The organism is Xanthomonas rydalmerensis (assembly GCF_033170385.1).
GTDB lineage: Bacteria > Pseudomonadota > Gammaproteobacteria > Xanthomonadales > Xanthomonadaceae > Xanthomonas_A > Xanthomonas_A rydalmerensis.
Genome location: NZ_CP126170.1, coordinates 3,148,172 through 3,173,864, shown reverse-complemented (window position 1 = coordinate 3,173,864; position 25,693 = coordinate 3,148,172). Strand labels below are relative to the sequence as shown.

19 protein-coding genes are annotated in these 25,693 nt (G+C 69.2%); 11 read left to right on the top strand and 8 right to left on the bottom strand.

What is annotated here, in order from left to right:
- Positions 1-16: 16 nt before the first annotated feature.
- The 5 genes from QN245_RS13315 to QN245_RS13290 all read right to left on the bottom strand — a co-directional run bounded on the left by QN245_RS13315 (position 17) and on the right by QN245_RS13290 (position 9,400).
- Positions 17-2,155 (bottom strand): methyl-accepting chemotaxis protein, encoded by a 2,139-nt coding sequence (locus QN245_RS13315; protein WP_184448665.1) that lies wholly within the window; start codon positions 2,153-2,155, stop codon positions 17-19.
- A gap of 57 nt (positions 2,156-2,212) precedes the next feature.
- Positions 2,213-4,309 carry a chemotaxis protein CheA gene (locus QN245_RS13310; protein ID WP_317843400.1) on the bottom strand — a complete coding sequence of 699 codons (2,097 nt, stop codon included), beginning with the start codon at positions 4,307-4,309 and terminating at the stop codon, positions 2,213-2,215.
- A 13-nt stretch (positions 4,310-4,322) separates the two neighbouring features.
- Positions 4,323-4,643 carry an STAS domain-containing protein gene (locus QN245_RS13305; protein ID WP_184448663.1) on the bottom strand — a complete coding sequence of 107 codons (321 nt, stop codon included), beginning with the start codon at positions 4,641-4,643 and terminating at the stop codon, positions 4,323-4,325.
- Between the two features lie 449 nt (positions 4,644-5,092).
- On the bottom strand, positions 5,093-8,389 hold the full coding sequence (mfd, locus tag QN245_RS13300; RefSeq protein ID WP_486684768.1) for a transcription-repair coupling factor: 3,297 nt from the start codon (positions 8,387-8,389) through the stop codon (positions 5,093-5,095).
- A gap of 468 nt (positions 8,390-8,857) precedes the next feature.
- Complete coding sequence (locus QN245_RS13290; RefSeq protein WP_184643510.1) at positions 8,858-9,400, bottom strand: GNAT family N-acetyltransferase; 543 nt, start codon at positions 9,398-9,400, stop codon at positions 8,858-8,860.
- Positions 9,401-9,532: 132 nt separating this feature from the next.
- Here QN245_RS13290 and QN245_RS13285 point away from each other — a divergent pair, with 132 nt between their 5' ends.
- Positions 9,533-10,501 carry a YwqG family protein gene (locus tag QN245_RS13285; protein WP_317843399.1) on the top strand — a complete coding sequence of 323 codons (969 nt, stop codon included), beginning with the start codon at positions 9,533-9,535 and terminating at the stop codon, positions 10,499-10,501.
- A 57-nt stretch (positions 10,502-10,558) separates the two neighbouring features.
- On the opposite strand, the gene QN245_RS13280 is transcribed toward QN245_RS13285, so the two are convergent.
- Positions 10,559-11,416, bottom strand: a complete 858-nt coding sequence (locus tag QN245_RS13280; RefSeq protein WP_317843398.1) for a 23S rRNA (adenine(2030)-N(6))-methyltransferase RlmJ — start codon at positions 11,414-11,416, stop codon at positions 10,559-10,561.
- Between the two features lie 194 nt (positions 11,417-11,610).
- Here QN245_RS13280 and QN245_RS13275 point away from each other — a divergent pair, with 194 nt between their 5' ends.
- The 9 genes from QN245_RS13275 to QN245_RS13235 all read left to right on the top strand — a co-directional run bounded on the left by QN245_RS13275 (position 11,611) and on the right by QN245_RS13235 (position 20,121).
- Positions 11,611-11,970 carry a YgiW/YdeI family stress tolerance OB fold protein gene (locus tag QN245_RS13275; RefSeq protein WP_160970091.1) on the top strand — a complete coding sequence of 120 codons (360 nt, stop codon included), beginning with the start codon at positions 11,611-11,613 and terminating at the stop codon, positions 11,968-11,970.
- A 52-nt stretch (positions 11,971-12,022) separates the two neighbouring features.
- Positions 12,023-12,745: a two-component system response regulator CreB gene (gene creB, locus QN245_RS13270; RefSeq protein WP_317843397.1), complete on the top strand. Its 723-nt coding sequence runs from the start codon at positions 12,023-12,025 to the stop codon at positions 12,743-12,745.
- A 1-nt stretch (position 12,746) separates the two neighbouring features.
- On the top strand, positions 12,747-14,189 hold the full coding sequence (gene creC / locus QN245_RS13265) for a two-component system sensor histidine kinase CreC (protein ID WP_317843396.1): 1,443 nt from the start codon (positions 12,747-12,749) through the stop codon (positions 14,187-14,189).
- Between the two features lie 267 nt (positions 14,190-14,456).
- Positions 14,457-15,776 carry a cell envelope integrity protein CreD gene (gene creD, locus QN245_RS13260; protein WP_317843395.1) on the top strand — a complete coding sequence of 440 codons (1,320 nt, stop codon included), beginning with the start codon at positions 14,457-14,459 and terminating at the stop codon, positions 15,774-15,776.
- 21 nt (positions 15,777-15,797) lie between these two features.
- Complete coding sequence (locus QN245_RS13255; protein ID WP_317843394.1) at positions 15,798-16,229, top strand: hypothetical protein; 432 nt, start codon at positions 15,798-15,800, stop codon at positions 16,227-16,229.
- Between the two features lie 292 nt (positions 16,230-16,521).
- Complete coding sequence (locus tag QN245_RS13250) at positions 16,522-17,127, top strand: GNAT family N-acetyltransferase (RefSeq protein WP_317843393.1); 606 nt, start codon at positions 16,522-16,524, stop codon at positions 17,125-17,127.
- Complete coding sequence (locus QN245_RS13245) at positions 17,124-18,008, top strand: carbon-nitrogen hydrolase family protein (RefSeq protein WP_317843392.1); 885 nt, start codon at positions 17,124-17,126, stop codon at positions 18,006-18,008. Before QN245_RS13250 ends, QN245_RS13245 begins: the two co-directional genes overlap by 4 nt.
- Before the next feature lie 168 nt (positions 18,009-18,176).
- Positions 18,177-19,583, top strand: coding sequence for a glutamate--tRNA ligase (gltX, locus tag QN245_RS13240; protein ID WP_317843391.1), 1,407 nt, complete (start codon positions 18,177-18,179; stop codon positions 19,581-19,583).
- Between the two features lie 16 nt (positions 19,584-19,599).
- On the top strand, positions 19,600-20,121 hold the full coding sequence (locus QN245_RS13235) for a transcriptional repressor (RefSeq protein WP_160969642.1): 522 nt from the start codon (positions 19,600-19,602) through the stop codon (positions 20,119-20,121).
- A gap of 249 nt (positions 20,122-20,370) precedes the next feature.
- Here the strand turns inward: QN245_RS13235 and QN245_RS13230 are convergent, their stop codons facing one another.
- Both QN245_RS13230 and rtcR read right to left on the bottom strand, forming a co-directional pair.
- Positions 20,371-21,675, bottom strand: a complete 1,305-nt coding sequence (locus QN245_RS13230; protein ID WP_184448652.1) for a sugar MFS transporter — start codon at positions 21,673-21,675, stop codon at positions 20,371-20,373.
- Between the two features lie 466 nt (positions 21,676-22,141).
- Entirely contained in the window at positions 22,142-23,752 is a 1,611-nt protein-coding gene (rtcR, locus tag QN245_RS13225; protein ID WP_317843390.1) for an RNA repair transcriptional activator RtcR, read from the bottom strand.
- A 184-nt stretch (positions 23,753-23,936) separates the two neighbouring features.
- On the opposite strand from rtcR, the gene QN245_RS13220 reads away from it, so the two are divergent.
- Complete coding sequence (locus tag QN245_RS13220; protein WP_317843389.1) at positions 23,937-25,484, top strand: VWA domain-containing protein; 1,548 nt, start codon at positions 23,937-23,939, stop codon at positions 25,482-25,484.
- Positions 25,485-25,693: the final 209 nt, after the last annotated feature.

Below are 25,693 nucleotides of genomic sequence, written 5' to 3'. Positions count from 1 at the left end.
GCCGGTGCGGAGAGGGTCAGAACGAGACGAACGCGGCTTCTTCCAAACGTGCGGCCTGGGCCGTGGCAGCGGGGCCGCCGAAGCTGCGCGAGCGGGGCGCGCGCTGCATCGGCGTCGGCAGACGTCGCGGTTGCGAGGCCTGCGCCGCAGTGGTGGTGGTGCCGGTGGTGAAGAAACTCATGAGCGTTTGCAACTGTTCGGCCTGGCTACTCATTTCTTCGGCCGTGGCGGCCAATTCTTCAGCGTTGGCAGCAGATTGCTGTGTTGTCTGGCTGAGCTGAACCACCGCGGCGTTGATCTGGCCCACGCCGGTGCTCTGTTCCTCGGAGGCGGCGGTGATTTCCTGCACCAGGTCGGAGGTGCGACGGATCGACGGCTCCATCTCGCCGAGCAGGCGCCCGGTGGTCTCGGCCAGGTTCACGCTGGTGCCGGCGACCTGGCCGATCTCCTGCGCCGCCACTTGGCTGCGTTCGGCCAGCTTGCGCACTTCCGCGGCGACCACGGCGAAACCCTTGCCGTGTTCGCCGGCACGCGCCGCTTCGATCGCCGCGTTCAGCGCCAGCAGGTTGGTCTGGTAGGCGATGTCGTCGATGATGCTGATCTTGCGTGCGATCTCCTTCATCGCGGAGACGGTGGCACGCACCGCCTCGCCGCTCTCGGCGGCCTCGCGCGAGGCCTTGCTGGCCATGCCGTCGGTGATCTTGGCGTTTTCCGCGTTCTGCGCGATCGAGCCGGTCATCTGCTCCAGCGAGGCGCTGGTCTCCTCCACGCCGGCGGCCTGTTCGCTGGCCGCCTGACTCAGCGACTGCGCGGTCGCCGACAGTTCCTCGGCGGCGCTGGCCAGGGTGACGGCGTTGCCGTTGACCTCGTTGACGATGCCGGTGAGCTTGTCGATGGTGGCGTTGACATAGCGCTGCATGTCGGCGAAGGCGCCCTCGTAGTGCCCCTGCACCTGGCGGCTGAGATCGCCCTCGGCCATCGCGCCCATCACCTTGATCACGTCGCCGACGCTGCGCAGATTGCCGCGGGTCTGCTCGATGATCTCGTTGATGAACGCCTTCTTGCCGGGCAGTTGCGGCATCGGCGCGTCGAAGTTGCCGCGGCCGAACTCGGCGACCACGCCCAGCGCCTGCTTCTTGACCGCGATGTGCGCGGCGACCATGCGGTTGATGGCCTTGCCGATGGCGCAGAACTGTCCGTCCAGGTGCGCGCAGTCGATCTGCACGTCGATCTCGCCCCGGTCGTGCTCCTCGGACATGCGCGCGATCTCGCCGATCAGGCGCTTGAAGTTGCCGCGCACCTGCTCGAGGGTCTCGTTGATGAAGGCCTTCTTGCCGGGCAGCTGCGGCATGCCCGCGTCGAAATTGCCGCGGCCGAACTCGGCGACCACGCCCAACGCCTGTTTCTTCACCGCGATGTGGCTGCCGACCATGCCGTTGATGCCGTCGGCCATGCTGCGGAAGTCGCCCTGGAAGTGCGCGCTGTCGATGCTGGCGTCGATCTCGCCGGCTTCGTGCTGCTCGGAGACGCGGCGCATCTCGGCGATCAGGCCGAGCATGTTGCGCCGCACCTGCTCGATGGTGTCGTTGATGTAGGCCTTCTTGCCCGGGAACGCGGCCAGCGGCGCGGCGAAGTTGCCGCGGCCGAATTCGCCCACGCAGTCGATCGCCTGCTTGCACACGCCGATGTGGGCGCCGACCAGTTGGTTGAGGTCGCCGGCCACGGTCCGGTAGGCGCCGCTGGCCTGCGCCGCATCCAGCATCACGTCGCAGTCGCCGGCGGCGTGCGCGCTGGTCATGTGGGCGATGTCGGCCTGCAGTTGCCGCAGCGGCTGTCGCGCGGCGAGCAGGGCCTGGCCGATCTCGCTGCCGCCGGCCACCGCGTCCACGCGGTCCAGTTCGCCCTGCGCCAGCGCCTGCAGGCCGGTGCGGGCCAGCTCCAGTTCGCGCTGCGCGGCGGCGGCTGCGTGCTGTGCCGCGCGTACGCCGCGGCCAAGCAGCGCGGCGGCGACCAGCGTGGCCACGGCGATCAGGGTCCATGCAAGGGCGCCGCTCAGCGGCAGCGCCACCGCTGCGACGGCCGCGGCGGCGGGCAGGACGACGGCGGCGATGGCGGCCGTCGGTAGTGTGATAAGGCGCGTCCGGTTCTGGGACATGACTGCGATTCCTGAAAGAGGGTACGGCAGAGGGATGATGGCGGGCATGGCGGCGGCTCAGGCCGCCAGCGATTCGGTGCCGGGTTGCAACTGACCGAGCAGCGACGGCACGTCCAGGATCAGCGCGACTCCGCCGCTGCCGAGGATGCTGGAGCCGCTGATGCCCTTGACCTGGGCGAAGACCTTGGAGAGCGGCTTGATCACGGTCTGCCACTCGCCGAGCAGGGTGTCGACCACCAGGCCGAAACGCTGCGCGCCCTGGCGGATCACCACGATGCTCTCGCGCGCCGGCGGCGCGCCGGCGATGGCGAACAGCGAACGCAGGCGCACGTAGGGCAGTACGTTGCCGCGCAGGTCGATGTACTCGCTCTGGTAGTTCGGCGCGAACTCCACGCATTCCTCGACCACGTCCAGCGGCACCACGAACACCGACTTGCCGACCCCGACCTGGAAGCCGTTGATGATTGCCAGGGTCAGCGGCAGCCGCACCGAGATGGTGGTGCCGACGTCCTGCTGGCTGCTGATGTCCACGCTGCCGCGCAGCGCGGCGATGTTGCGCTTGACCACGTCCATGCCGACGCCGCGGCCGGACAGGTTGGTGACCTTTTCGGCGGTGGAGAAGCCCGGCTCGAAGATCAGCGCGAACACTTCGCGGTCGGAGAGCAGACGGCCGGGTTCGATCAGGCCGCGTTCCAGCGCCTTGGCCAGGATGCGGTCGCGGTTGAGGCCGCCGCCGTCGTCGCTGATCTGGATGACGATGCTGCCGGAATCGTGGAAGGCGTTGAGCCGCACCGTGCCGCGCACCGGCTTGCCGCGCGCCTGGCGCACCTCGGCCGGTTCGATGCCGTGGTCCATGGCGTTGCGCACCAGGTGGGTCAGCGGATCGGCGATCTTCTCCACCACCGACTTGTCCAGCTCGGTGTCCTCGCCGTTGACCACCAGCACGATGTCCTTGCCCAGTTCGCGGGCGACGTCGTGGACCACGCGGTGGAAGCGGCTGAAGGTGCCGCCGATCTTGACCATGCGCAGTTGCAGCGCGCTTTCGCGCACTTCCTCGACCAGCCCGGCGAGGATCGAGGTGGATTCCAGCAACTGCGCATCGCCGGTGCGCTGCGCGTTGGCGCCGGTGCTGGCGACGGCGATGATCAATTCGCCGACCAGGTCGATCATGCGGTCGAGCTTGTCGGCGTCGACGCGGATCGAGCCGCCTTCGCCGCGTGCGCCCGCGGCCTTGGCCGTGCCGGCGCTGGCAGCGGTGGGCGCTGCCGCGGCCGGCGCGCCGGCCATGGCCGCTGCGGCCGCAACTGGCGCCTCCACCGGGGCGCTGGCGCTCTCGAATCCGGCGAAATCGTCGGCGCTGGCCTGGCTGCCGGCTTCGGCCACCAGCAGCGGCAGATCCAGGTTGGCGGCATCGCCGTTCGGCTCCACCGCCAGCACCTGCAGGTCGCAGTCGTCGCGCACGAATTCGAAGATGTCCTCGATCGCGGCCTGCTGCGCGTCGCTGCGCAACAGGATGTCGAAGCCCAGGTAGCAGGCCTCCGGATCCAGCTCCGGCAGCGCCGGCACGCGCTCGTGGTGGGTGCGCACCGCTTCCAGCGTGCCCAGGCTGCGCAGGCAGCGGATCAGGTGCAGCGGCGAATTGCCGAAGCGCAGCGCATCGGCGAACAGCTGCAGCGAGATCCGCCAGTAGCCGGTATGCGCGGGCGCGGCCGGCACTGCCGGCGTTGCCGTGGCGGCGCCCGTCGTGGCGGCCGGCGCAGCGGCAGGTTGCAGGTAGGTCTGCAGCCGTTCCAGCAGCGGCGCGCCCTCGGCGGCCAGCGTGGCTTCGTCGGCCTCGGCGCCGGCGGCGGCTTCCACCAGCGCGCGGATGTGGTCGCAGCAGGCCAGCATCAATTGGATCAAGTCCGAATCCAGCGCGACGGCGTGCTCGCGCACCAGGTCCAGCACGCTCTCCACCACGTGGGTGAAGCCGACCAGCTGCGCCAGGTCGAACAGGCCGCCGGAGCCCTTGATGGTGTGGGCGCCCCGGAAGATCGCGTTGACCGCGTCGGGACCGGCTTCGCCGCGCTCGGCTTCCAGCAGATTGCGTTCCATGTCCTCGAGCAGGTCGCGGCTCTCGGCGATGAAGGTCTGCAGCAATTGATCCATGTTCATGTCGTGCTGCCGATTAGTGAAGAGTGTCGTCGCCGACGCGCTCGAACGCGTCGCCCAGGCCGAGCAGGTCCAGCGCGTCGCCGACCGCCTTGCTGCAGCCCTCCAGCTGCAAGGGTCGCCCCAGGGCGCGCAGCGCGGCCTGGGTGGCCAGCAGCAACTGCACGCCGGTGGCGTCGATGTCGGCCACCGCCTGCAACTGCAGGCGTAGGCCGCCGGGATGCTCCAGCGCGGGCAGCAGCAGCGGCTTCAGTTCGGCCGCGCGGCGGATGGTCATGTCGCCGTCCACGCTCAACTGCAGCGGCGAATCCTGTTCATCGGGGGGCGTCGAACGCATGGCGGGTCTCCGGCAGTAGGGCAAATGGAAAGCCGGCGGCACGCCGTGAAGGGCATGTGTAGGCTTCGGTACCAGCGATATCGGCGCGGTCAGGAAATATTTAGGTTGAGTGACGCATTTGTCTCGCATGCCGGACACGGGCCTGAGTGGTTCAGATCCATGCCAGGACGCGCATCCCATAACCGTGCCGATTGGGGCAGGTTCCCAAGTCGTTGCACGTGCCGTGCCAATCGCGGCAGCGTGTGAAGGCGTCAAAAAGCTGCGCGACACGCAGGCGCAACGGCCGTCTTCACATGAAGACCCGGTTGCGTGGGGTGGTCAGCGAGGGTAGGCGCGCGCCTTACGCCACCGCGTGTGGCGGCGGCTTGTCAGGACGGGACGAGTGGGCGACCGTGGACATAAGCCCACGGTGGCGTGCGCGCAGACGCGGGCAGGATTGCCCGCGTCGCTCAGCGTGGCGACAGCGCGGTCAGCAGGCCGCGCGCGGCGTTGAAGCGATCGGCCGCTTCCGGCAGCGGCAGCTTGAGCTTCAGCTTGTCCGGGCCATCCATCGCGTACAGCTTGGGCTGCTTCTGGATCATCTGGATGATGGTCATCGGATCCACGTTGGGCTTGGCCTCGAACACCAGGCGCCCGCCGTGTTCGCCCAGTTCCAGCTTGCGGATGCCCAGCGCGTTGGCCTGCAGCTTCAGCTCGGCGATCGCGAACAGGTGCTTCACCGGATCCGGCAGCAGGCCGAAGCGGTCGATCATCTCCACCTGCAGTTCGCGCAAACCGTCGCTGTCGCGGGCGCTGGAAATGCGCTTGTACAGGGTCAGGCGCGTGTGCACGTCGGGCAGGTAATCGTCGGGGATCAGCGCAGGCACATGCAGTTCCACCTCGGCACCGCGCGCTTCCTCGCCGGCGTCCAGGTCCGGCAGCTTGCCCTGGCGGATGCTGCGCACCGCGCGTTCCAGCAGTTCGGTGTACAGGCTGAAGCCGACCTCGGCCATCTGCCCGCTCTGGTCCTCGCCGAGCAGTTCGCCGGCACCGCGGATCTCCAGGTCGTGCGTGGCCAGGGTGAAGCCGGCACCCAGTTCGTCCATCGAGGCGATGGCGTCCAGGCGCTTCTGCGCATCGGGGGTGATGCTGCGCCGGTCCGGCACCAGCAGATAGGCATAGGCGCGGTGGTGCGAGCGGCCGACGCGGCCGCGCAACTGGTGCAACTGCGCCAGCCCGAAGCGGTCGGCGCGGTTGATGACGATGGTGTTTGCGTTGGGGATGTCGATGCCCGATTCGATGATCGTGGTCGACAGCAGCACGTTGAAGCGCTGCTTCTGGAAATCCAGCATCACCTTTTCCAGCTCGCGCTCGGGCATCTGCCCGTGGGCGATGCCGATGCGCGCCTCCGGCACCAGCTCGCTCAGTTCACGCTGCATGCGGCCGATGCTCTCCACGTCGTTGTGCAGGAAGTACAGCTGGCCGCCGCGCGCCAGTTCGCGCTGGAAGGCTTCGCGCAGCAGCGCGTTGTCCCACTGGGTGACGAAGGTCTGCACCGCCAGCCGGTTCGGCGGCGGGGTGGCGATGATCGACAGGTCGCGCAGGCCGGCCATGGCCATGTTCAAGGTGCGCGGGATCGGCGTGGCGGTCAGGGTCAGCAGATGCACGTTGGCGCGCAGCGCCTTCAGCGCTTCCTTCTGGCGCACGCCGAAGCGCTGCTCCTCGTCGACGATGACCAGGCCCAGGTCCTTGAACTTCACGTCCGGCTGCAGCAGGCGATGGGTGCCGACGATCACGTCGATGCCGCCGCTGGCGACCTTCTCCAGTTCGGCCTTGATCTCCTTGCTGCTCTTGAAGCGCGACAGCACCTCGACCCTGAGCGGATAGTCGGCGAAGCGGTCGCGGAAGTTGCGGTAGTGCTGTTCGGCCAGCAGCGTGGTCGGCACCAGCACCGCCACCTGCTTGCCGGCGCTGGCCGCGGCGAAGGCCGCGCGCACCGCGACCTCGGTCTTGCCGAAGCCGACGTCGCCGCAGACCACGCGGTCCATCGGCTGGCTGCTGGCCAGGTCGCGCAGGGTGGCGTCGATCGCGGCCAACTGGTCGGGGGTTTCCTCGAACGGGAAGCCGGCGGCGAACGGCTCGTACATCGCGCGGTCCACCTGCAGCGCCAGCCCGGCACGGGCCTGGCGGCGCGCCTGGATCTCCAGAAGTTCGGCTGCGACGTCGCGCACCTTCTCGGCGGCCTTGCGCTTGGCCTTGGTCCATTGCTCGCCACCTAGCGAATGCAGCGGCGCGGTTTCGGCCGAGGCGCCGGAGTAGCGGCTGATCAGGTGCAACTGCGCGACCGGCACGTACAGGCGGTCGCCCTTGGCGTATTCGATTTCCAGGAACTCGCCGGGCATGCCGCCGGCATCGAGCACGATCAGCCCGCGGTAGCGGCCGACGCCATGATCTTCGTGCACGATCGGCGCGCCCTCGGACAGCTCGCCCAGGTCGCGGATGATCGCTTCGGGCTCGCGCCCGACCCGGCGGCTGCGCCGCGGCTGGCTGGCGCGCTCGGGGAACAACTGGCGCTCGGTCAGCACCGCAATGCGCGGCGCCTCCAGCGCAAAGCCGTCGTCCAGCGGCGCAACGGCAATGGCGAAACGTGCAGCAGAAAGCCCCTCTCCCTCCGGGAGAGGGGTTGGGGTGAGGGTACGACCGCTAGTGGAGTTCGTCTGCGCAGCCGTGGACGTTGCCGAAGAACCCGCCTTCTTCGTTCCCGACCGCGCGCGCGCCGTACCCTCATCCGGCGCTTCGCGCCACCTTCTCCCGGTGGGAGAAGGGAGGAATGCCGAGAAGTTCGGCAGCACCTCGGGCTTCAACTCCGCGGCGGCCAACACTTCCAGCAGCGCCTCGCGCCGGCCGGGCGAATCGGCGGCGATCAGCACCCGGCCCGGATAGTGGTCGAGAAAACTCTTCAGCGCCGCACCCGGCGCAGCGTCCTTGGCCGCCACCGGCAGCGGCGGCAGCGGCTGGTCGCCCAGCGCCTGCGCCTCGTCGATGCGCGGATGGTCGGCGGCCCACACGTCGATACGCGGCAACCCGTTGAGGCGTTCGCGCAACACGTCGGGTGCCTGGTACAGCTCTTCCGGGGCCAGCAGCGGGCGCTCCACGTCGTGGCGGCGCTGCTCGTAGCGGGCCTGGGTCTGCGCCCAGAACGCATCGGCGGCGGCGCCCACGCCCGGCGCGATCAGCGGCAACACGTGCTCGCCCAGATAATCGAACAAGGTAGCGGTGGTCTCGCGCGCGCTGCTGCCGCGGCTGTCCTGGAAGAACAGCGGCAGGTAGTACTCGATGCCCGACGGCGCCAGGCCGGCCTTCAGGTCCTGGTACAGCGCACTGCGCCGGGTGTCGACGTCGAAGCGCTCGCGCAGCGCGGTCAACACCCGCTCCACGCTGACGTCGTCCATCGGCACCTCGCGTCCGGGCAGCATGTGCACCGCCTGCACATGGTCCAGCGAGCGCTGCGATTCGGGATCGAAGGCGCGGATCGAGTCGATGTCCTCGTCCAGCAGCTCGATCCGCAGCGGCGCCTCGGTGCCCATCGGGTACACGTCGAGCAGGCCGCCGCGCACGGCGAAATCGCCCGGGTCCATCACCTGCGGCACGTTGCGGTAGCCGGCACTTTCCAGTCGCCGCTTCTCCGCATCCAGGTCCAGGCGCTGGCCCACGCGCAGGTCGAAACTGCCGCCGACGATGTAGCGCAGTGGCGCCACCCGCTGCATCAGCGTCTGCACCGGCACCACCACGATGCCCTGGGTCAATGTCGGCAGCCGGTGCAGCGCCGCCAGGCGCTGGCTGACGATGTCCGGGTGCGGACTGAACTGGTCGTAGGGCAGGGTTTCCCAATCCGGGAACGGCACCACCGGCAGGCCGGGATCGTCGCCGATCAGGCTGTGCAGGTCGGCTTCGAGCTGATGCGCGCTCTGGTTGTCGCGGGCGACCACCAGCAACGGACCGCGATGCGCGGCCGCGGCGCAGGCGATGTGCCAGGCCAATGCGGTGGAGGACGCGGGAGCGCGCCAGTGCGCGCGGAGCTGGCCGGATCTGGGCAGCGGCGGAACGGGGAAGGAGAGGGGCGGCATGGACGAACTAGTTTAGCAAGGTCGGGACCCGGGACCCGGAAGAGCAGGAACTAAAGCTGCCTGCGGAGCTCTGGCTTTTCCGGGTCCCGGGTCCCGGGTCCCGAGCTTTCAGCTGCCCAGTTCCAGCACCACCCGCACCAGATCCGGATTGTCCGGATGCGGCATGCGCTGGAAGCCCAGCGACTCGGCCAGTTGCAGCATCGGCACGTTGCGTTCGAGCACGTCGCCGTAGAGCCGGTCCAGGTACTTGCGGCGCGCCCACTTGACCAGCTTGCGCATCAACTGCCGGCCCAGGCCCTGGCCGGAGACGAAGCTGCTGACCAGGATCGCGTACTGCGCCTCGCGGGTGCCGGGGTTGATCGCCGCGCGCGCCACCGCGCCGACCACGGCCTCGCCCGGCGGCAACGGCTCGGCCGCGACCAGGATCAGTTCCGATTTCGGATTGGGGTGGGTGAGCCGTTGCGCCATTTCCTCGGTCAACTCCTGCATCGAATGCAGGAAGCGCTCGCGGATCTCGGTTGGCCCGAGCAGGCCGAAGGCGCCCTGCAGCGGCGCGCTGTCTTCCGGCCGGATCGGCCGGATCAACAATTCGCGCCCACTGGGCAGGGTGAAGGTTTCATGCCACGGAGGCATGCGGTTGCGGGTAGCCATGGCCGTATGATCCTCGACGAAGCCTGGATTCTCGCATTAGCCGACACCCGCGCCCGTGAACGCAGCGTCCTGCGCGTGTGCGGTTGCGGTGGCCTTGCTACAGTGGCGCTTCGTCCAAGGGAATGCACGACGATGAAGACTTCGCATGCCGTCGCCGTGTCGGCGGCGATCGGGCTGGGACTGGCTGTGCTGCTGGTGTTGCTGCTGCTGGGTGGCGGCTGGTGGGCGCTGCGCGCGCAGCGCAGCCACACGCCGACGACCGCCACCGCCGCCTCTGCCTCCCCTGCCGATGCGGAGCAGCTGGCGGCACAGGCGTTGGCCCCGTACCAGGCGCGCCTGCAGGCCACGCGTCGGCCGATGCTGCAGCTGCATTTGCAGCCGATGGCGCAGGACGATCGCCTGGTCAGCAAGGTCGGCGGGCGCCCCTACTGGACCGGCGACAAGCCCTATCCGCACGCGGCCGATGGCCAGCCGCTGGCGCTGCTGGCGCAGATCGATCTGGCGCGCGTGCCGCCGCTGCCCGGCTACCCACGCCAGGGCATGCTGCAGTTCTTCATCGGCGGCGACGATTTCTATGGCGCCAACTTCGGCGACGCGCGCAGCGACCTGGACGCGCTGAGCGTGCAACGCAATTTCCGCGTGGTGTACTGGCCGCGGTTGGAAGCCTCGGCGCGGCAGGTGCAGGTGCCGTTGCCGGCCGCCGACACGCTGCCGTTCGATCCGGCGCGGCCGCGGGCGATGCAGTTCGACGCGGGTGAGGAAACCATCGGCAGCAGCGATGTGCGGTTCGAGCAGGTGCTGGGAACGCCGCTGGAGGAGATTGCCGCTGCGTACGCCAGCCGCCACGCGGTGGCGCAGGATGCGGTGGACGATGCGCTGTTCGATGCGCTGAGCCGGGGCGGACACAAGCTCGGTGGCTACCCGGAGTTCACCCAGGAAGACCCGCGCACGCGGCAGGACCGGCAGGTCCTGCTGCTGCAGTTGGACAGCGACGAGGAGATGATGTGGGGCGACACCGGCGTCGCCAATTTCTTCATCGATCCGGACGACTTGCGGCGCGGCGATTTCAGCCGTGTGGCTTATCACTGGGATTGCTTTTGAGCGCGCACGTGCGCCATGCGCGAGAGGTACTGCGCGCCGTCGCCGTGTCCCGGCACTTCACGTCTCGCGCTTGAGCCACTCCAGGCGCGTGCTGGCGCCGGCTTCGCCCAGATGCGCCTTCAGCGGCGGCAGCGCCTGCGCCAGCGCCTGCTCGAACTGCCAGGGCGGATTGAGCAGCAACATGCCGCTGCCGTTGAGCCGCAGCGGCGAATCGTCCGGGCGCACCTGCAGTTCGGCGACCAGTGCCGACGCCACCGGCAAGGCCGCGGCCTTGCGGAAGAACGGCTGCAGGCTGCGGCGCTGCTTGATCGGGTACCACACCGCGCACACCGCCTGCGGCCAGCGGCTCAGGGTCTCGCGCAGCGCGGCCACGATCAGCGGGTACTCGGCGTCCTGCGCCTCGTAGGGCGGGTCGATCAGCACCAGCCCGCGCCCGATCCTGGCGGCCCCGGACTTCGGCGGCAGGAACGCCTTGATCGCCGCATAGCCGTCGCCGGCATGCACCTGCACGCGGCGGTCGTGGGCGAACAGCGCCTTGAGTTCGACGGCTTCCTCGGGCTGCAGTTCGCAGGCGGCCAAGCGGTCCTGCACACGCAGCGCCTGCGCCACCAGCAGCGGCGAGCCGGGGTAGGCGACCAGGGCGCCGACCGGATTGTCGGCCTGCACCGCGCGCAGATAGCGCTCCACCACCTCGGGCAGGGTCGGCTGGCCCATCAGCCGCAGCACGCCGGCCACCGCCTCGCCGGTCTTGCGCGCTTCGTTGGCGGTGAACAGATAGCGGCCGCGCCCGGCGTGGGTATCGAGCACGAAGAACGGGGTGTCCTTGCGCTTGAACGCATCGAGCAGCGCCAGCAGCACGACGTGCTTGAGGACATCGGCATGGTTGCCGGCATGGAAGGCGTGGCGGTAATTCATCCGCGCAGTGTACGGGGCGCCACGCCAGCCGGCCACGTCCTGGCATTGCCGCGGCGGTGCGATCCGCTGGGACCGAGGCAGGGCGATCGGCGGTGCGCGCGGGGCGGGCCAGCCGGGGGCGTTGGACGAGCATTGCCAGTGCAAGGCGTGGCGACGGTCCCACTGCGTATCGCGCATCACACGGAGCATCCCCCATGCGCAAGCCCCTTCTTCCCACGCTCGCCGTCCTCGCCCTCGCAACGCTGGCCAGTGGCCAGGCCGCGGCCCAGTACACCGGTCCCAGCAGCGTGCAGGCGACCACGGTGAAGCAACTGCTCGACCACGGCAAGGACGACCAGCATGTGGTGCTGCGCGGGCGCATCGTTTCCCATGACGGCGGCGACCGCTACACCTTCCGCGACGCCAGCGGCAGCATGAAGGTGGAGATCGACGCGCATCGGCTGCCGGCCGGGCGCCCGTTCGACGACAAGGCCGAGGTCGAACTGCTGGGCGAGGTTGACAAGGACCTGCGTTCCATCGAGGTCGACGTCGACGAAGTGCGCTTCCTGCGCTGATCCGGCGCGGCCGGCGTGCCGTGCCCGCTGCGCGGCGCGCCCGGCTGCGGCTATGCTGCGCGGCATGTCCACGCCTGCCGCTGCCACGCCCGCCGCCTGTGTCCTCGTGGTCGAGGATGAATCCGCCATCGCCGACACCGTGCTGTACGCGTTGCGCAGCGAGGGCTACCAGGTGCGCCACTGCCAACTCGGGCGCGAGGCGCTGGTGCAGCTCCGCGAGGGCGGGATCGACGTGGTGGTGCTGGACGTCGGCCTGCCGGACCTGAGCGGGTTCGAGGTGTGCCGCACGCTGCGCGGCTTCAGCCAGGTGCCGGTGCTGTTCCTGACCGCGCGCAACGAGGAGATCGACCGCGTGCTCGGCCTGGAACTGGGCGCCGACGACTACATGGCCAAGCCGTTCTCGCCGCGCGAGCTGGTCGCGCGGGTGCGGGCGCGGCTGCGGCGTCCGGCGGTGGCGGTCGGCGATACCGACGCGGGCTGGCAGCAGCACGGCGATTTCGCCATCGACCGCGACGGCCGCCGCATCCGCTGGCGCGGCGCGGTGCTGGACCTGACCCGCTACGAGTACGCGCTGCTGGCGGCGCTGCTGCAGCGGCCCGGCGCCATTCTCAGCCGCGCGCAACTGATGGACCGCGGCTGGGACAGCAGCGCCGACAGCGCCGACCGCACCGTCGACACCCACATCAAGACCTTGCGCGCCAAGCTGCGCGCAGCCGGCGCCAGCCACGACCCGATCCGCACCCACCGCGGCCTCGGCTACGCGCTGGAGGCCTGAGGTGCGGCTGGGGCTGAAGCTGTTCCTGGGCTTCTTCCTGATCGTCGGCGTGGCCGCGTTCTTCGTGATGCGGGTGTTCGTCAACGAGGTCAAGCCAGGCGTGCGCCAGGCGATGGAATCGACCCTGGTGGACGCGGCCAACGTGCTGGCGCAGATGGCCGCGCAGGATCTGAAGGACAGGCGGATCGCCAGCGGCCGTTTCGCCCGCGATCTGGCCGCTGCGCAACGGCGCGATCCGCGGGCGATGGTCTGGCGCTTCCCCAAGCACAGCATCGACTACCGCGTCACCCTCACCGATGCGGCGGGCATCGTGGTGTTCGATTCGCGCGGGCAGGACATCGGCCGCGACAACTCGCGCTGGAACGACGTGTACCGCACCCTACGCGGCGAGTACGGCGCCCGCTCCAGTCCCGAGGCCGACGGCGACCCCAACCACACGGTGATGCACGTGGCCGCGCCGGTCTACGATCCGGCCGATCCGCGGCGGCTGATCGGCGTGCTGACCCTGTCCCAGGCCAATCGCAGCATCGAGCCGTTCATCGTCGCCAGCCAGCGCAGCATCCTGTTGCGCGGCGCCTGGCTGATCGGCATCTCCGCGCTGATCGGGATCCTGATGACCTGGGGCCTGCTGCGCGGGATCGGCCGGCTCAACCGCTACGCGCAGGCGGTCAGCGCCGGTGCCCCGGTACCGCCGCCGCCGCCGCGCCGCGACGAGATCGGCGATCTCGGCCGGGCGCTGGAGACCATGCGTCGCAAGCTGGAGGGCAAGCAGTACGTCGAGCAGTACGTGCAGTCGCTGACCCACGAGATGAAAAGCCCGCTGGCGGCGATCCGCGGCGCTGCGGAACTGCTGCAGGAGCCGCTGCCGGAACCGGAACGGCAGCGTTTCGTGCGCAACATCGCCGATCAGCAGCAGCGCCTCACCGAGACCATCGACAAGCTGCTGGCGTTGGCCGAGGTGGAGCAGCACGGCTGGCTGCAGCGGCGCGAGCCGGTGGCGCTGGTGCCGCTGTGCGCCGAACTGGCCGAAGCATTGGCGCCGCAGCTGCAGGCGCGCGGGCTGCGGTTGGAGGTGCAGGCGCTGGACCCGGCCCTGGTGGTGTCGGGCGATCCCTACCTGCTGCGCCAGGCGCTGCACAACCTGCTCGACAACGCCATCGCCTTCTCGCCGGAGGGCGCGGCCATCGTGTTGCGTGCCGAGCGCGGCGCCGATGCGCGCGTGCTGCTGACGGTGGAGGATCACGGCCCGGGTGTTCCGGACTATGCGCTGGAGCGTGTGTTCGAGCGCTTCTATTCGCTGGCGCGCCCGGCCACCGGCCAGCGCAGCTCCGGTCTGGGCCTGCCGTTCGTGCGTGAGGTGGCGCGCTTGCACGGCGGTGACGCCAGCCTGCGCAACCGCGACGGCGGCGGCGCGGTGGCCTGCCTGGCGCTGCCGCTGGCCTGAGCCGGAGAGCGCTCGTGTAGGAGCGGCTTCAGCCGCGACGGGGCGTTCCCGGTAGAGCCCTTCGCGGCTGAAGCCGCTCCTACAGTAGGGCAAGCCGCGTCGACAGCATGCCGGTTGCCGGTTGCCGATTCCCGATTCCCGATTCCCCAATACCCAATCCCCAATCCCCAATCCCCAATCCCCCCACTTCACACTCACTTCAAATTCGCCTCAAACCCTGCCCACGCAGCGGCAGCATCCTGGCGCCCTCCCAATCGAGAGGCCGCCATGAAATCCGTGAAACTGCTCCTGCGATTCGCCACCATCGGTGGATTGATCCTGTTGTTGCTGATCCCGCTGCTGATGATTCGCGGCACCGTGCAAGATCGCCAGCACTACCGCGACGAAGCGGTGGAGCGGGTGTCGCAGAGCAAGGCCGGCGAACAGCGCCTGCTCGGCCCGCTGCGGGTGATCCCGTGGACCCAGGAACGCGACGTGATGGTCCTCGATGCCGACGGCAAACGCGTGAGCCAGCGCCAGACCGAGACCGGCTACGTGCTGCAGGCGCCACGGCGGCTGCTGGTCGAAGGCGAGCTGAAGCCCTCGCAGCGCCACATCGGCCTGTTCAAGGTGCAGGTCTACAGCTGGCATGCGCGGCTCAAGGCCGAGTTCGACGATCTCGATTACGCCGCCGCCGACCGCCGCCGCTATGGCACGCCGTATCTGGCGATCGGCCTGCAGGACGTGCGCGGCCTGGTCGGCACGCCGAACCTGCGCGCCGACGGCCGCGCACTGTCGCTGCAGCCGGGCTCGGAGGGGCTGGCCAATATCTCCAAGGGCGTGCACGCGGTGCTTCCCGCGCTGGCCGATCCGCAGCAGGGGCGGCTCACCAATCTGCACGACGTGCAGATGGAGTTCGTGCTCGACGGCACCCAGGCGCTGTCGATCGTGCCGGTCGGCGACGACAATCAGATCGCGTTGAACTCGCCGTGGCCGCATCCGTTGTTCGGCGGCCGCTTCCTGCCCAACGAACGCCGCATCGGCGCGCAGGGCTTCCAGGCGAACTGGGCGCTGTCGTCGCTGGCCACCGGCGCGCAGGCGCAGCTGGCCTCCGGCGGACAGGACCTCGATGCGTTGCGCGTGGACCTGGTCGACCCGGTGGACGTGTACACCCAGGCCGAGCGCGCCAGCAAATACGGCCTGCTGTTCGTGGTGCTGACCTTCGTGGCCTTCGGCCTGTTCGAGCTGATCAAGCGCCTGCCGATCCACCCGCTGCAGTACCTGCTGGTCGGCCTGGCGCTGGCGATCTTCTTCCTGCTGCTGCTCAGCCTGTCCGAGCACATTCCGTTCTGGCAGGCGTATCTGGTGTCGGCGGTGGCCTGTATCGGGCTGCAGTTCTTCTACCTGTCCGGGGTGTTGCGCAGCCGCCTGCGCGCGGCCGGCTTCGCCACCATGCTTACCGTGTTGTACGGCGCGCTGTACGGCCTGCTGGCCTCGGAGGACAACGCCTTGCTGATGGGCTCGCTGCTGCTGTTCGGCATCCTCGGCGCGATCATGTGGATCACCCGCCGGATCGACTGGTACGAACTCGGCGCGTCGCTGCGCTGAGCCGTCGGAAGGAGAACCGACATGGTCGCGCACCGTCATCTGCATCGTCGCCTGCAGGCGCTGTTGCCTGCAGCGCTGGAGACCCATGGCCTGCATCACGGCAACCTGCCGGCGAGCCTGGCGCGCAGCGCGCAGGCCGCACTGGTCACCGCTGCCGACCGTGGCGGCGCCCTGTGGTTGCGCCTGAGCGAACGCAGCCGCGCCGCCCTGGCCGGCGACGCGGCGACGTTCCTGGCCAGCGCATTGCAGGCGCGTGCGGCCTTGCCTGGCGACGCTGCGCCGTGGTGCTACTGCCCGTGGCGCGCGGTACGCCGCGATCCGGCCTGTGCCGCGAACGCGGAAGACGTCACCCGTGCGTCCGCGTCGGCCTTCGTGACCTGGGAAGCGCAGGGCCGCGCGCGCTTGCTGCTGCTGCCTGCGCAGGCCGCACTGCTGTGCCGGTGGTGGCGCTGAGGTAGGGCACCCACGTCGATGGCCGCGACGTCGGGGTCGGATGGCCATCGATCATCGCCGAAAGCAACACAGGTGGTGGCAGGACGTCGCCACCGTTCACAGGACGGGCAGGACGCCCACGCAGGGAAGCGGCAAGGACGCACGCAAGGGCTATCGCCCAGGCAGGCAGCGCAAGCAAGCGCTTGCATCACGGGACGGGCAGGACGCCCATGCAGGGAAGCGGCAAGGACGCATGTGCAAGGGCATCGCCAGGCAGGCAGCGCCAGGGAAACGCTTGCGGTAGAGTGCACGGATGCACTCTCCGCTCTCCATTCAGCGCCTGCGCGGCGCCGGGATCGTGCCGTTCCTGGACGCGGTCGCGCAGCTGCGCATCGCGGTGTTCCGCGATTGGCCGTACCTCTACGACGGCGACCTGGACTACGAACGCGACTACCTGGCCGCCTATGCCGCCTCGCCAGACAGCGTGTTCGTACTGGCGCGCGACGGCGAGCAGGTAGTCGGCGCGTCCACCGGGCTGCCGCTGGTCGACGACACCGAGGCATTCGCCGTGGCCTTCGCCGGCAGCGGCATCGCCCCGGCCGAGGTGTTCTATTTCGGCGAGTCGGTGTTGTTGCCGCAGTACCGCGGCCGCGGGATCGGCCATGCCTTCTTCGACCAGCGCGAGGCGCATGCGCGCGCGCTCGGTCGCTTCCACCTGACCGCGTTCTGTTCGGTGGAGCGCGCGCCCGACGACCCGCGACGGCCGCCGGACTACCACGGCAACGACGCGTTCTGGCGCAAGCGCGGCTACCAGCCGCAGCCGGCGCTGCGCATGCACCTGCCGTGGAACGAGGTCGACCGCGGCCAAACGCCGCATACCCTGGGTTTCTGGACCCGCGCGCTGGAGCCTGCCGCATGAAAGTCGCCGTCGCCAAGTATCCGATCGGCGCGCCCGCCGATTTCGCCGCCTTCGCCGACAAGCAGGCGGCGTTGCTCGGCGAGGCCGCACAGGCCGGCGCGCAACTGGCGGTGCTGCCCGAGTACCTGTCGCTGGAACTGGCCGCGACCTTCGGCCCGGCCGTGTCCGCGCGGCTGCCGGCCTCGCTCGCCGCGATCCAGGCGCTGCATGCGCCGTACCTGGCGTTGTTCGCCGACCTGGCGCGGCGCCATCGCCTGCACGTGGTCGCCGGCAGCTTCCTGCTCGATGTCGGTCAGGGGCGCTATCGCAATCGCGCGTACTGGTTCACCCCCGATGGTGGCCATGGCTGGCAGGACAAGCTGCAGCTGACCGGCTTCGAAAAGGCTACGGGGTTGATCGACGGCGGCGATGCGCTGAAGGTGTTCGAGGCCGACGGCGTGCGCGCCGGCGTGGCGGTCTGCTACGACAGCGAGTTCCCGCTGCCGGTCCGCGCCCAGTACGAGGCCGGCGCCCGCCTGCTGGTGGTGCCCAGTTGCACCGACACCGAAGCCGGCGCCACCCGCGTGCGCGTGGGCTGCCTGGCGCGGGCGCTGGAGAACCGCATCTTCGTTGCCCAGTCGGTGACCGCCGGCGTCGCCGAGTGGAGCCCGGCGCTGGACGTGAACACCGGCGAGGCGACGCTGTATGCGCCGATGGACGCCGGCTTCCCCGCCGACGGCATCGTCGCGCAGACCCGCGGCGAGCAGGTCTGGGCGATCGCCGAGCTGGATTTCGCCGCCTTCGAAGCCAGCCGCGCCCACGCCCAGGTGGCCAACGACCGCGACTGGCGCGGCCAGCTGTCTCCGGCGGTGGTGCGAGCGGAATTGAGCCGCTTCGCGTAGGGAAAGATCTTTTGTCGTCGGCAGTCCACTCAGGCACGCCAGGCCCTGTCCCTGGGCAGTAATGCTGCTTGCACCAATCCCGAATCCCCAATCCCCAATCCCGCGGCGCCAGGCAGGCGCCGCCCCAGCAAGGTAAAATCGCCCGATTCCCGTCGTTTCGAGCGTTCCATGGCCTGCCGTACCCGTTTCGCCCCCAGTCCCACCGGTTACCTGCACATCGGCGGCGCGCGCACTGCGCTGTACTGCTGGCTGGAGGCGCGCCACCGCGGTGGCGAATTCGTGCTGCGGATCGAGGACACCGACCGCGAGCGCAGCACCCAGGCGGCGATCGACGCGATCCTGGAGGCGATGGAGTGGCTGGGCCTGGATTACGACGAAGGCCCGATCTACCAGACCCGGCGCCTGGACCGCTATCGCGAGGTGGCCGAGCAGTTGCTGGCGCAGGGCCAGGCCTACTACGCCTACGAGACCCGCGAGGAACTGGACGCCATGCGCGAGGCGGCGATGGCGCGGCAGGAAAAGCCGCGCTACAACGGCGCCGCGCGCGAACTGAACCTGCCGCACCGCGACGATCCGAACCGGGTGATCCGCTTCAAGAACCCGACCGAGGGCGTTGTGGTGTTCGACGACCTGATCAAGGGCCGCATCGAGATCGCCAACAGCGAACTGGACGACATGGTGATCTTCCGTCCCGACGGCTATCCCACCTACAACTTCGCGGTGGTGGTGGACGACTGGGACATGGGCATCACCGAGGTGATCCGCGGCGACGACCACATCAACAACACCCCGCGGCAGATCAACATCTACCAGGCGCTGGGCGCGCCGGTGCCGAAGTTCGCGCACATGCCGATGATCCTCGACGAGCAGGGCGCCAAGCTGTCCAAGCGCACCGGCGCGGCCGACGTGATGCAGTACAAGGACGCCGGCTACCTGCCGCATGCGCTGATCAACTACCTGGCGCGGCTGGGTTGGTCGCACGGCGACCAGGAGCTGTTCGGGCGCCAGGAGCTGATCGACCTGTTCGACGTCAAGGACGTCAACTCCAAGGCCGCGCGCCTGGACATGGCCAAGCTCGGCTGGGTCAACCAGCACTATCTCAAGAGCGACGACCCGGCGACGATCGCGCCGCAGCTGGAATTCCAGTTGCGCAAGCTCGGCATCGACCCGGCCGCCGGCCCAGCCGCGGCCGAGGTGGTGGTGGCGCTGCGCGAGCGCGTGCAGACCCTGAAGGAAATGGCCGAGAAGGCCGAGGTCTGGTATCGCCCGCTGACCCGCTACGACGAGGCGGCGGTGGCCAAGCATTTCAAGCCGGGCGCCGAGCTGGCGCTGGGCAAGGCCCGGGAACTGCTGGCCGCGCTGCCGCAGTGGAGCCTGGACGGCGTCGCCGCCGCCCTGCACGACACCGCCGCCGCCCTGGAGATCGGCATGGGCAAGGTGGCGCAGCCGCTGCGCGTGGCCATCACCGGTACCCAGGTCAGCCCGGACATCTCGCAGACCGTCTACCTGGCCGGTCGCGACGAGGCCTTGAAACGCATCGACGCCGCGCTCATCAAGATCCCAGCGGGAAGCTGATTCCCGGGAGACCGTCATGTCCAGCAAGAAGACCGCCTGCACCGAGCCGCACCACCACGTCCACGACGCCGCCGACTTCGTCAAGGTGGTGGAGCGGGTGAGCCGCGAGCGCGGTCTGCGCCTGACCCCGATCCGCGCCAACGTGCTGCGGCTGATCGCCGAGGCCGGGCGCCCGGTCAAGGCCTACGACCTGCTGGAATGGGTGCGCGAAGGCAAGGGTGTGGGCGCCGACGCCCCGCCCACCGTGTATCGCGCGCTGGACTTCCTGATGGCCAATGGCTTCGTGCACAAGCTCGAGTCGGTCAACGCCTTCGTCGCCTGCCACCACCCGAGCAGCGCCCAGCACTCGGTGCCGTTCCTGATCTGCGACCGCTGCCATAGCGCGGTGGAGTTGGAAGATCGTGACGTGGTCAGCCAACTGGAGCAGCGCGCCAAGGCGCTGGGCTTCCAGCCGCAGGCGCAGACCCTGGAAGTGCACGGCCTCTGCGCGAAGTGCGCGGTTGCGGGCGACGCCCCTCGCGCGGCGCGCGCGACCTGAGGTTTTGCGCCTCGCTTGATCGCTCTGTGCTGTGATCGAGGTGTTGTCGGGCTTCGCCCGTACCCTCATCCGCCCCCTTCGGGGGCACCTTCTCCCGAAGGGAGAAGGAATTCAAAAGCCCCTCTCCCACTGGGAGAGGGGTTGGGGTGAGGGTCCGGCGAGCACGTGGAGCAGCGATGCCGGCCGACTGAAACCGACCAACGGCCGTTTTCGGACATCCGTCGAGCCGGCGACGACGTCCTCAACACCTCATGGCGCGCGCGGCGCCGGCGCCTTCGCGCCCCACAGCGCATAGAACAGCACGTACAGCTCGCAGGCCGCGGTGAGCAGGAAGGCATGCTGCAGGCCGACGTGGTCGGCGAGCCAGCCCTGCACCACCACCAGCGCGCCGCCGGCGATGGCCATGATCAGCAGGCCGGAACCCTCCTCGGTGAGCGGCCCCAGGCCCTTGATGCCGAGGGTGAAGATGGTCGGGAACATGATCGAATGGAACAGGCCCACCGCGATCAGCGACCACATTGCGACGTGGCCGGTGCTGAACACGGTCAGCAGCATCACCGCGAATGCGCCGATCGAGAACAACGCCAGCACGGTTTCCGGTGCGACGCGGCGCATCAGCGCGCTGCCGGCGAAGCGCCCGACCATCATCCCGCCCCACAGCAGAAACAGGTAGTGCGAGGCCTGTTCGTGGCTGAGGTTGCCGATCTGCGGTTGCGACACGAAATTGATGAAAAGGTTGGAGACGCCGATCTCGGCGATCAGATAGATGAAGATGGCGGGGATGCCGAGCATCAGATTGCGGTGCCGCCAAAGCGAATGGCTGGCACGCTGCTGGCGTGTGGCGCGCCGGGTGTCCTGGCCGAGCGCCGGTAGCTTGAATCGGGCGATGACCACGGCCAGCGCCACGAGTGCGGCGGCGACGATGAGATAGGGCAGTTGCACCGACTGCGCGTCGGCCAGGCGTTCGGCCTGGGTCAGCAGCAGCGCATCGCCCTTGGCGGTGCCGGAGGTGGAGCGGCCCAGAATCAGATAGCCGCCGAACAGCGGCGCCAGGGTGGTGCCGACCGAGTTGAACGCCTGCACCAGGTTGAGCCGCGCCGAGGCGGTGTCCGGGCTGCCGATCACCGCGACGTACGGATTGGCCGCGACCTGCAGCAGGGTGATGCCGCTGGCGATCACGAACAGCGAGCCGAGGGTGATGCCATAGGAGACCAGGCGCGCGGCCGCGATCATGCCCAGCGCGCCGAGCGCCATGATGCTCAATCCGGTCACCAGCGCGCGTTGGTAGCCGATTCGCTCGATCAGCTTCGCCGCCGGCAGCGAGGCGAAGAAGTAGGCGATGAACCAGACCGACTCGATCAGCGTGGCCTGGGTATAGCTCAGCGCGAACACGCTGCGCAGATGCGGCAGCAAGGTGTTGTTGATGACGGTGATGAAGCCCCACATGAAGAACAGCGAGGCGAGCAGCGACAGTGCGGCGCGATGGGACGGCGCGTGCCCGGCGCGCGGCGCGGAAGATGAGAGCGGGGCCGTCGGCCCGATCGGTCCTGCCATGTTGTGGGTACCTCTGCGCGATTGCGGTGTCGTCGGCGGCAGGCGTTCCCGTCACGTGATGGGCGGTGCCGGCGCTGCGGCGAGGATAGGCGGCCATCGCGGCGGCAGACCAATGAATTAAATCGCGGCGACCATACGCGCATTGCAATGCTGCACTGCAGGGATTGCGTGATCGGCAAGCGGCCTGGGGCTGGGTTTGCAGCGCATGGGTGCAGAGCCTGGAAGTGTTGTATTGGGGTGCGTCCAGTGCGGGGGCTGCGTCAGGCCGGCGCCCCGTGCGCTGTGCACCGGTTGTATGGGGCGTCCGACCCGGGGCTGGCCGTCGCCCGCGCTTGCGGCCGGCGTTGTCGCTGCTGCGCCGCGGGCAGTGCGGTGTCGGACGGCCGCGTTCCGCGTCAGCGGCGCCGTTCCGGTCCTGCAGTCGCAGCGTGGTGGCCTGATCGCCGGGCCAGGTACGCTGTCTCGCTCAGTCCCGTGGCGCGGCGCGCCCGCCCTCGCGCACCTGTTCCCAGTCCAGGCCGAACCGCGCCAGGTACTTGCGCAGGCGGTCGGCGTCGTTGGTGCTGGCACGTTGCGTGCGCGAGACCGCGAACAGTTCGCGCCCGGCCTGCGACAGCGACTTGGCGGTGGCGCAGACCCGCGCCACGTCTTCCAGTTGCACGCGGTCGAAGCGGTCCAGCTGCGCCGCCGCGTCGCCGAGCAGCGCATCCAGCGGCGAGGGCGGGGTGCCGTCGTGCCATTGCCGGCGCAGGCGCTCGATTTCCTCCTCCACCAGCTCGAGCTGGATGCGCCCGGCATTGGCCAGCGTCGCCAGGCGCATCACCGAGGCGCTGAGGTCGCGGAAGTTGCCGTGCCAGCGCGCCTCCGCGCCGGTGGCGAAGGCGAGGTAGCGGCTGCGCGCCTCGCGATTGAAGGTCACCCGCTGGTGCTGTTCGCGCGACCAGCGCTCCAGTTCGAACTCCAGGTTCGGCTCGATGTCCTCGCGGCGTTCGGCCAGGCCGGGCAGGTGGTAGGTCCACAGGTTCAGGCGTGCCAGCAGGTCCTCGCGGAACCGGCCTTGGGCGACGTGCTGTTGCAGATCGCGGTTGGTGCCGGCGATCAGCTGGAAGTCGCTCTCCACCTCGCGGTCGCTGCCGACCGGCAGGAAGCGCTTCTCCTCCAGCGCCCGCAGCAGCATGGCCTGCTCGTCCAGGCCGAGCTCGCCGATCTCGTCGAGGAACAGCAGGCCCTGGTGGGCCGAGCGCAGCAGCCCCGGACGGTCGCTGACCGCGCCGGTGTAGGCGCCCTTGGTATGGCCGAACAGCGCGCTCATCGCGCCGTCGCCGCGCAGGGTGGCGCAGTTGACCTCGACGAAGCGTCCGGGCAGTTGGTGCTTGAGCTTCTTCAGCTCGAATACGCGCTTGGCCAGCTGGCTCTTGCCGGCGCCGGTCGGGCCCATCAGCAGCATCGGCGCCTTGGAGCGCGTGGCCACGGTCTCGATCTGTTCGATCATGCGGTTGAACGCCGCATTGCGCGTGGCGATGCCGCTTTTCAGCAGCGCGCGGTCCTGCAATTGCTGCTGCTGGAAGCGTTGTGCGATGCGGTCGTAGCGCGACAGGTCCAGGTCGATCACGGTGTAAGCGCCGGCCTCGCCGCTGCCCTGCTTGCGCGGCGGCGAGGTCTGCAGCAGGCGCCCGGGGAAGTGCCGGCTCTCGGTCAGCAGGAAGCCGCAGATCTGGCTGACGTGGCTGCCGGTGGTGATGTGCAGGTAGTAGTCCTCTTCGTCCGGGCGGAAGGCATAACCGGCGAAGAAGTCGTGCAGGGTGGCGTAGACCCCTTCGAAGTCCCAGGGGTCGGCCAGGTAGGTGTCGTGCAGCCGCACCTGCGTGTCCGGCGAGACATGGCCCAGGTCCTCGCTCACCAGTTGCGCGAGCTTCTGGTAGCGGCGCAGGTCGGTCAGCAGCTCCAGGCGGCTGAGCAGGAAGTCCTCGTGCATCCCCAGCGCCACCGTCGGGCGCCACTTCTCCCAGCGTCCGGGGCCGCTGCCCGCATCCAGCTGGGTGCCGAGCATGCCGAATACCACCTGTGGCCTGTCCATATCCATCCTTATAAGAACGTCGCCTAAATTATAGAAATATCCGGTATCGGACAAGCCCCCATGGGGTCTGGTTCCAATATTTCTACTTTTAAATCAATGGTTTAATTGGTTTCCTGGAAAGTTGGCACGGCCATTGCGATACCTGGTCATCACCAACGCGGGCCTTTCCCGCCAGGAGCCTGACATGGTCAACATCAGTTTGTTCTCGTCCTCGCGTGGCGCGCTGTTGCCGCCAGCGACCGTGCGCAACGACGCGGGCGGCGCCGCCTATGCGCGTTCGCCGCAGGCGGCGCTGGCGCTGTACGCGGCCACCGGCTGCTTGAACGGCACCTTCTATGCCGGCGCAGAGCTGCAGCTGCAGCAAGTGCTCGGGCTGTGCGCGCAAGTCGATCCGGCCTTCGTCGCGCAGACCGCGATCTACGCACGCCAGGTCGCGCACATGAAGGACATGCCGGCATTGTTGTTGGCCACGCTGACCACCCGCGATCCGGATCTGTTCGCGCGGGCCTTCCCGCGGGTGATCGACAACGGCCGCTTGCTGCGCAACTTCGTGCAGATCGTGCGCAGCGGACAACTCGGGCGCAAGTCGCTGGGGTCGCGGCCCAAGCGCCTGGTGCGGCAGTGGCTGCAGCAGGCCCCGGCGCAGACCATCGTGCAGGCAGCGATCGGCCAGCAGCCCTCGCTGGCCGACGTGATCCGCATGGTCCACCCGAAGCCGGCCGACGCCGAGCGCGAGGCCCTGTACGCGTGGGTCGTCGGCAAGCCGTACCGCGAGGAAGCGCTGCCGGCGATGCTGCAGGCGTACGAGGCGTTCAAGCGCGCCCCGTCGGGGGCGTTGCCGGAGCTGCCGTTCCAGTACTACACCGCCTTGCCGCTGACCGCGGCGCATTGGGCGGCGCTGGCCCGGAACGCCTCCTGGCAGACCTTGCGCATGAACCTCAACACCTTCGCGCGGCATGGCGTGTTCGAGGATCCGGCGATGGTGGCGAAAGTCGCGGCACGCTTGCGCGATCCGGCGCAGATCCAGCGCGCCCGGGTGTTTCCATACCAGTTGCTGGTGGCCAGCACCGCGGCCAGCCAGTTGCCGCTGCAGATCGGCGAGGCGCTGCGCGACGCGATGGAGATCGCGACGCGGCAGGTCCCGCGCTTGGACGGCAAGGTGGTGGTCGCGGTGGACGTGTCCGGATCGATGGCCGCGCCGGTGACCGGCTTCCGCCGCGGCGCCAGCAGCAGCGTGCGCTGCGTGGATGTCGCCGCGCTGATCGCCGCCTGTGTGCAGCGAGTCAATCCGCGCGCCACGGTGTTGCCGTTCGACACCCAGGTGCGGTCGCTGCGGTTGCGGCAGCGCCAGGATGTGATCGCCCAGGCGCAGCAACTGGCCGCCTTGTGCGGTGGCGGGACCAGCGTCAGCGCGCCGCTGCTGCAGTTGAATGCGCAACGTGCGCCGGTGGATCTGCTGGTGCTGGTGTCGGACAACGAGAGTTGGCGCGATACGCGCAACGGGGCGACGGCGACCATGCAGGCCTGGGCGGAGTTGAAGGCGCGGTGTCCGCAGGCGCGCATGGTCTGCATCGACCTGCAGCCGGTGGCCACCAGCCAGACGGTCGAGCGCGACGACATCCTGCATGTCGGCGGCTTCAGTGACGCGGTGTTCGACCTGCTGGCCACGTTCGCGGCAGAAGGGGCTGGCGCCAAGCGCTGGGTCGAGCGAATCGCCTCGATCGCGGTGTGAGGCCGGTTGCAGGGAGGGTGTTACCCGGCGGGCAATGGGGCCCGCCGGGCTGCAGGAGGAGCCATATTTTCAGTTGAAGGGTGCGGCACTCGCCGCTTCCGGTTTCGCCGCCGGCGTCCACGAATGCCGATGGAACTACAGCCTTTGAAGCTCCAGGTCGCGGGTTCGAGTCCCGCCCACCCTTCGATGGGGTGGTAGCTCAGTTGGTT

What these genes read in the sequence shown, in the direction of transcription:
- QN245_RS13315 (WP_184448665.1), bottom strand. Translation starts at nt 2,155, where the DNA reads ATGTCCCAGAACCGGACGCGCCTTATCACACTACCGACGGCCGCCATC.
- QN245_RS13245 (WP_317843392.1), top strand. Translation starts at nt 17,124, where the DNA reads ATGAAAGTCGCCGTCGCCAAGTATCCGATCGGCGCGCCCGCCGATTTC.
- QN245_RS13285 (WP_317843399.1), top strand. Translation starts at nt 9,533, where the DNA reads ATGAAGACTTCGCATGCCGTCGCCGTGTCGGCGGCGATCGGGCTGGGA.
- rtcR (WP_317843390.1), bottom strand. Translation starts at nt 23,752, where the DNA reads ATGGACAGGCCACAGGTGGTATTCGGCATGCTCGGCACCCAGCTGGAT.
- QN245_RS13255 (WP_317843394.1), top strand. Translation starts at nt 15,798, where the DNA reads ATGGTCGCGCACCGTCATCTGCATCGTCGCCTGCAGGCGCTGTTGCCT.
- mfd (WP_486684768.1), bottom strand. Translation starts at nt 8,389, where the DNA reads ATGCAGCGGGTGGCGCCACTGCGCTACATCGTCGGCGGCAGTTTCGAC.
- QN245_RS13230 (WP_184448652.1), bottom strand. Translation starts at nt 21,675, where the DNA reads ATGGCAGGACCGATCGGGCCGACGGCCCCGCTCTCATCTTCCGCGCCG.
- QN245_RS13290 (WP_184643510.1), bottom strand. Translation starts at nt 9,400, where the DNA reads ATGGCTACCCGCAACCGCATGCCTCCGTGGCATGAAACCTTCACCCTG.
- QN245_RS13275 (WP_160970091.1), top strand. Translation starts at nt 11,611, where the DNA reads ATGCGCAAGCCCCTTCTTCCCACGCTCGCCGTCCTCGCCCTCGCAACG.
- QN245_RS13310 (WP_317843400.1), bottom strand. Translation starts at nt 4,309, where the DNA reads ATGAACATGGATCAATTGCTGCAGACCTTCATCGCCGAGAGCCGCGAC.
- QN245_RS13280 (WP_317843398.1), bottom strand. Translation starts at nt 11,416, where the DNA reads ATGAATTACCGCCACGCCTTCCATGCCGGCAACCATGCCGATGTCCTC.
- QN245_RS13250 (WP_317843393.1), top strand. Translation starts at nt 16,522, where the DNA reads ATGCACTCTCCGCTCTCCATTCAGCGCCTGCGCGGCGCCGGGATCGTG.
- creB (WP_317843397.1), top strand. Translation starts at nt 12,023, where the DNA reads ATGCTGCGCGGCATGTCCACGCCTGCCGCTGCCACGCCCGCCGCCTGT.
- gltX (WP_317843391.1), top strand. Translation starts at nt 18,177, where the DNA reads ATGGCCTGCCGTACCCGTTTCGCCCCCAGTCCCACCGGTTACCTGCAC.
- creD (WP_317843395.1), top strand. Translation starts at nt 14,457, where the DNA reads ATGAAATCCGTGAAACTGCTCCTGCGATTCGCCACCATCGGTGGATTG.
- QN245_RS13220 (WP_317843389.1), top strand. Translation starts at nt 23,937, where the DNA reads ATGGTCAACATCAGTTTGTTCTCGTCCTCGCGTGGCGCGCTGTTGCCG.
- QN245_RS13235 (WP_160969642.1), top strand. Translation starts at nt 19,600, where the DNA reads ATGTCCAGCAAGAAGACCGCCTGCACCGAGCCGCACCACCACGTCCAC.
- QN245_RS13305 (WP_184448663.1), bottom strand. Translation starts at nt 4,643, where the DNA reads ATGCGTTCGACGCCCCCCGATGAACAGGATTCGCCGCTGCAGTTGAGC.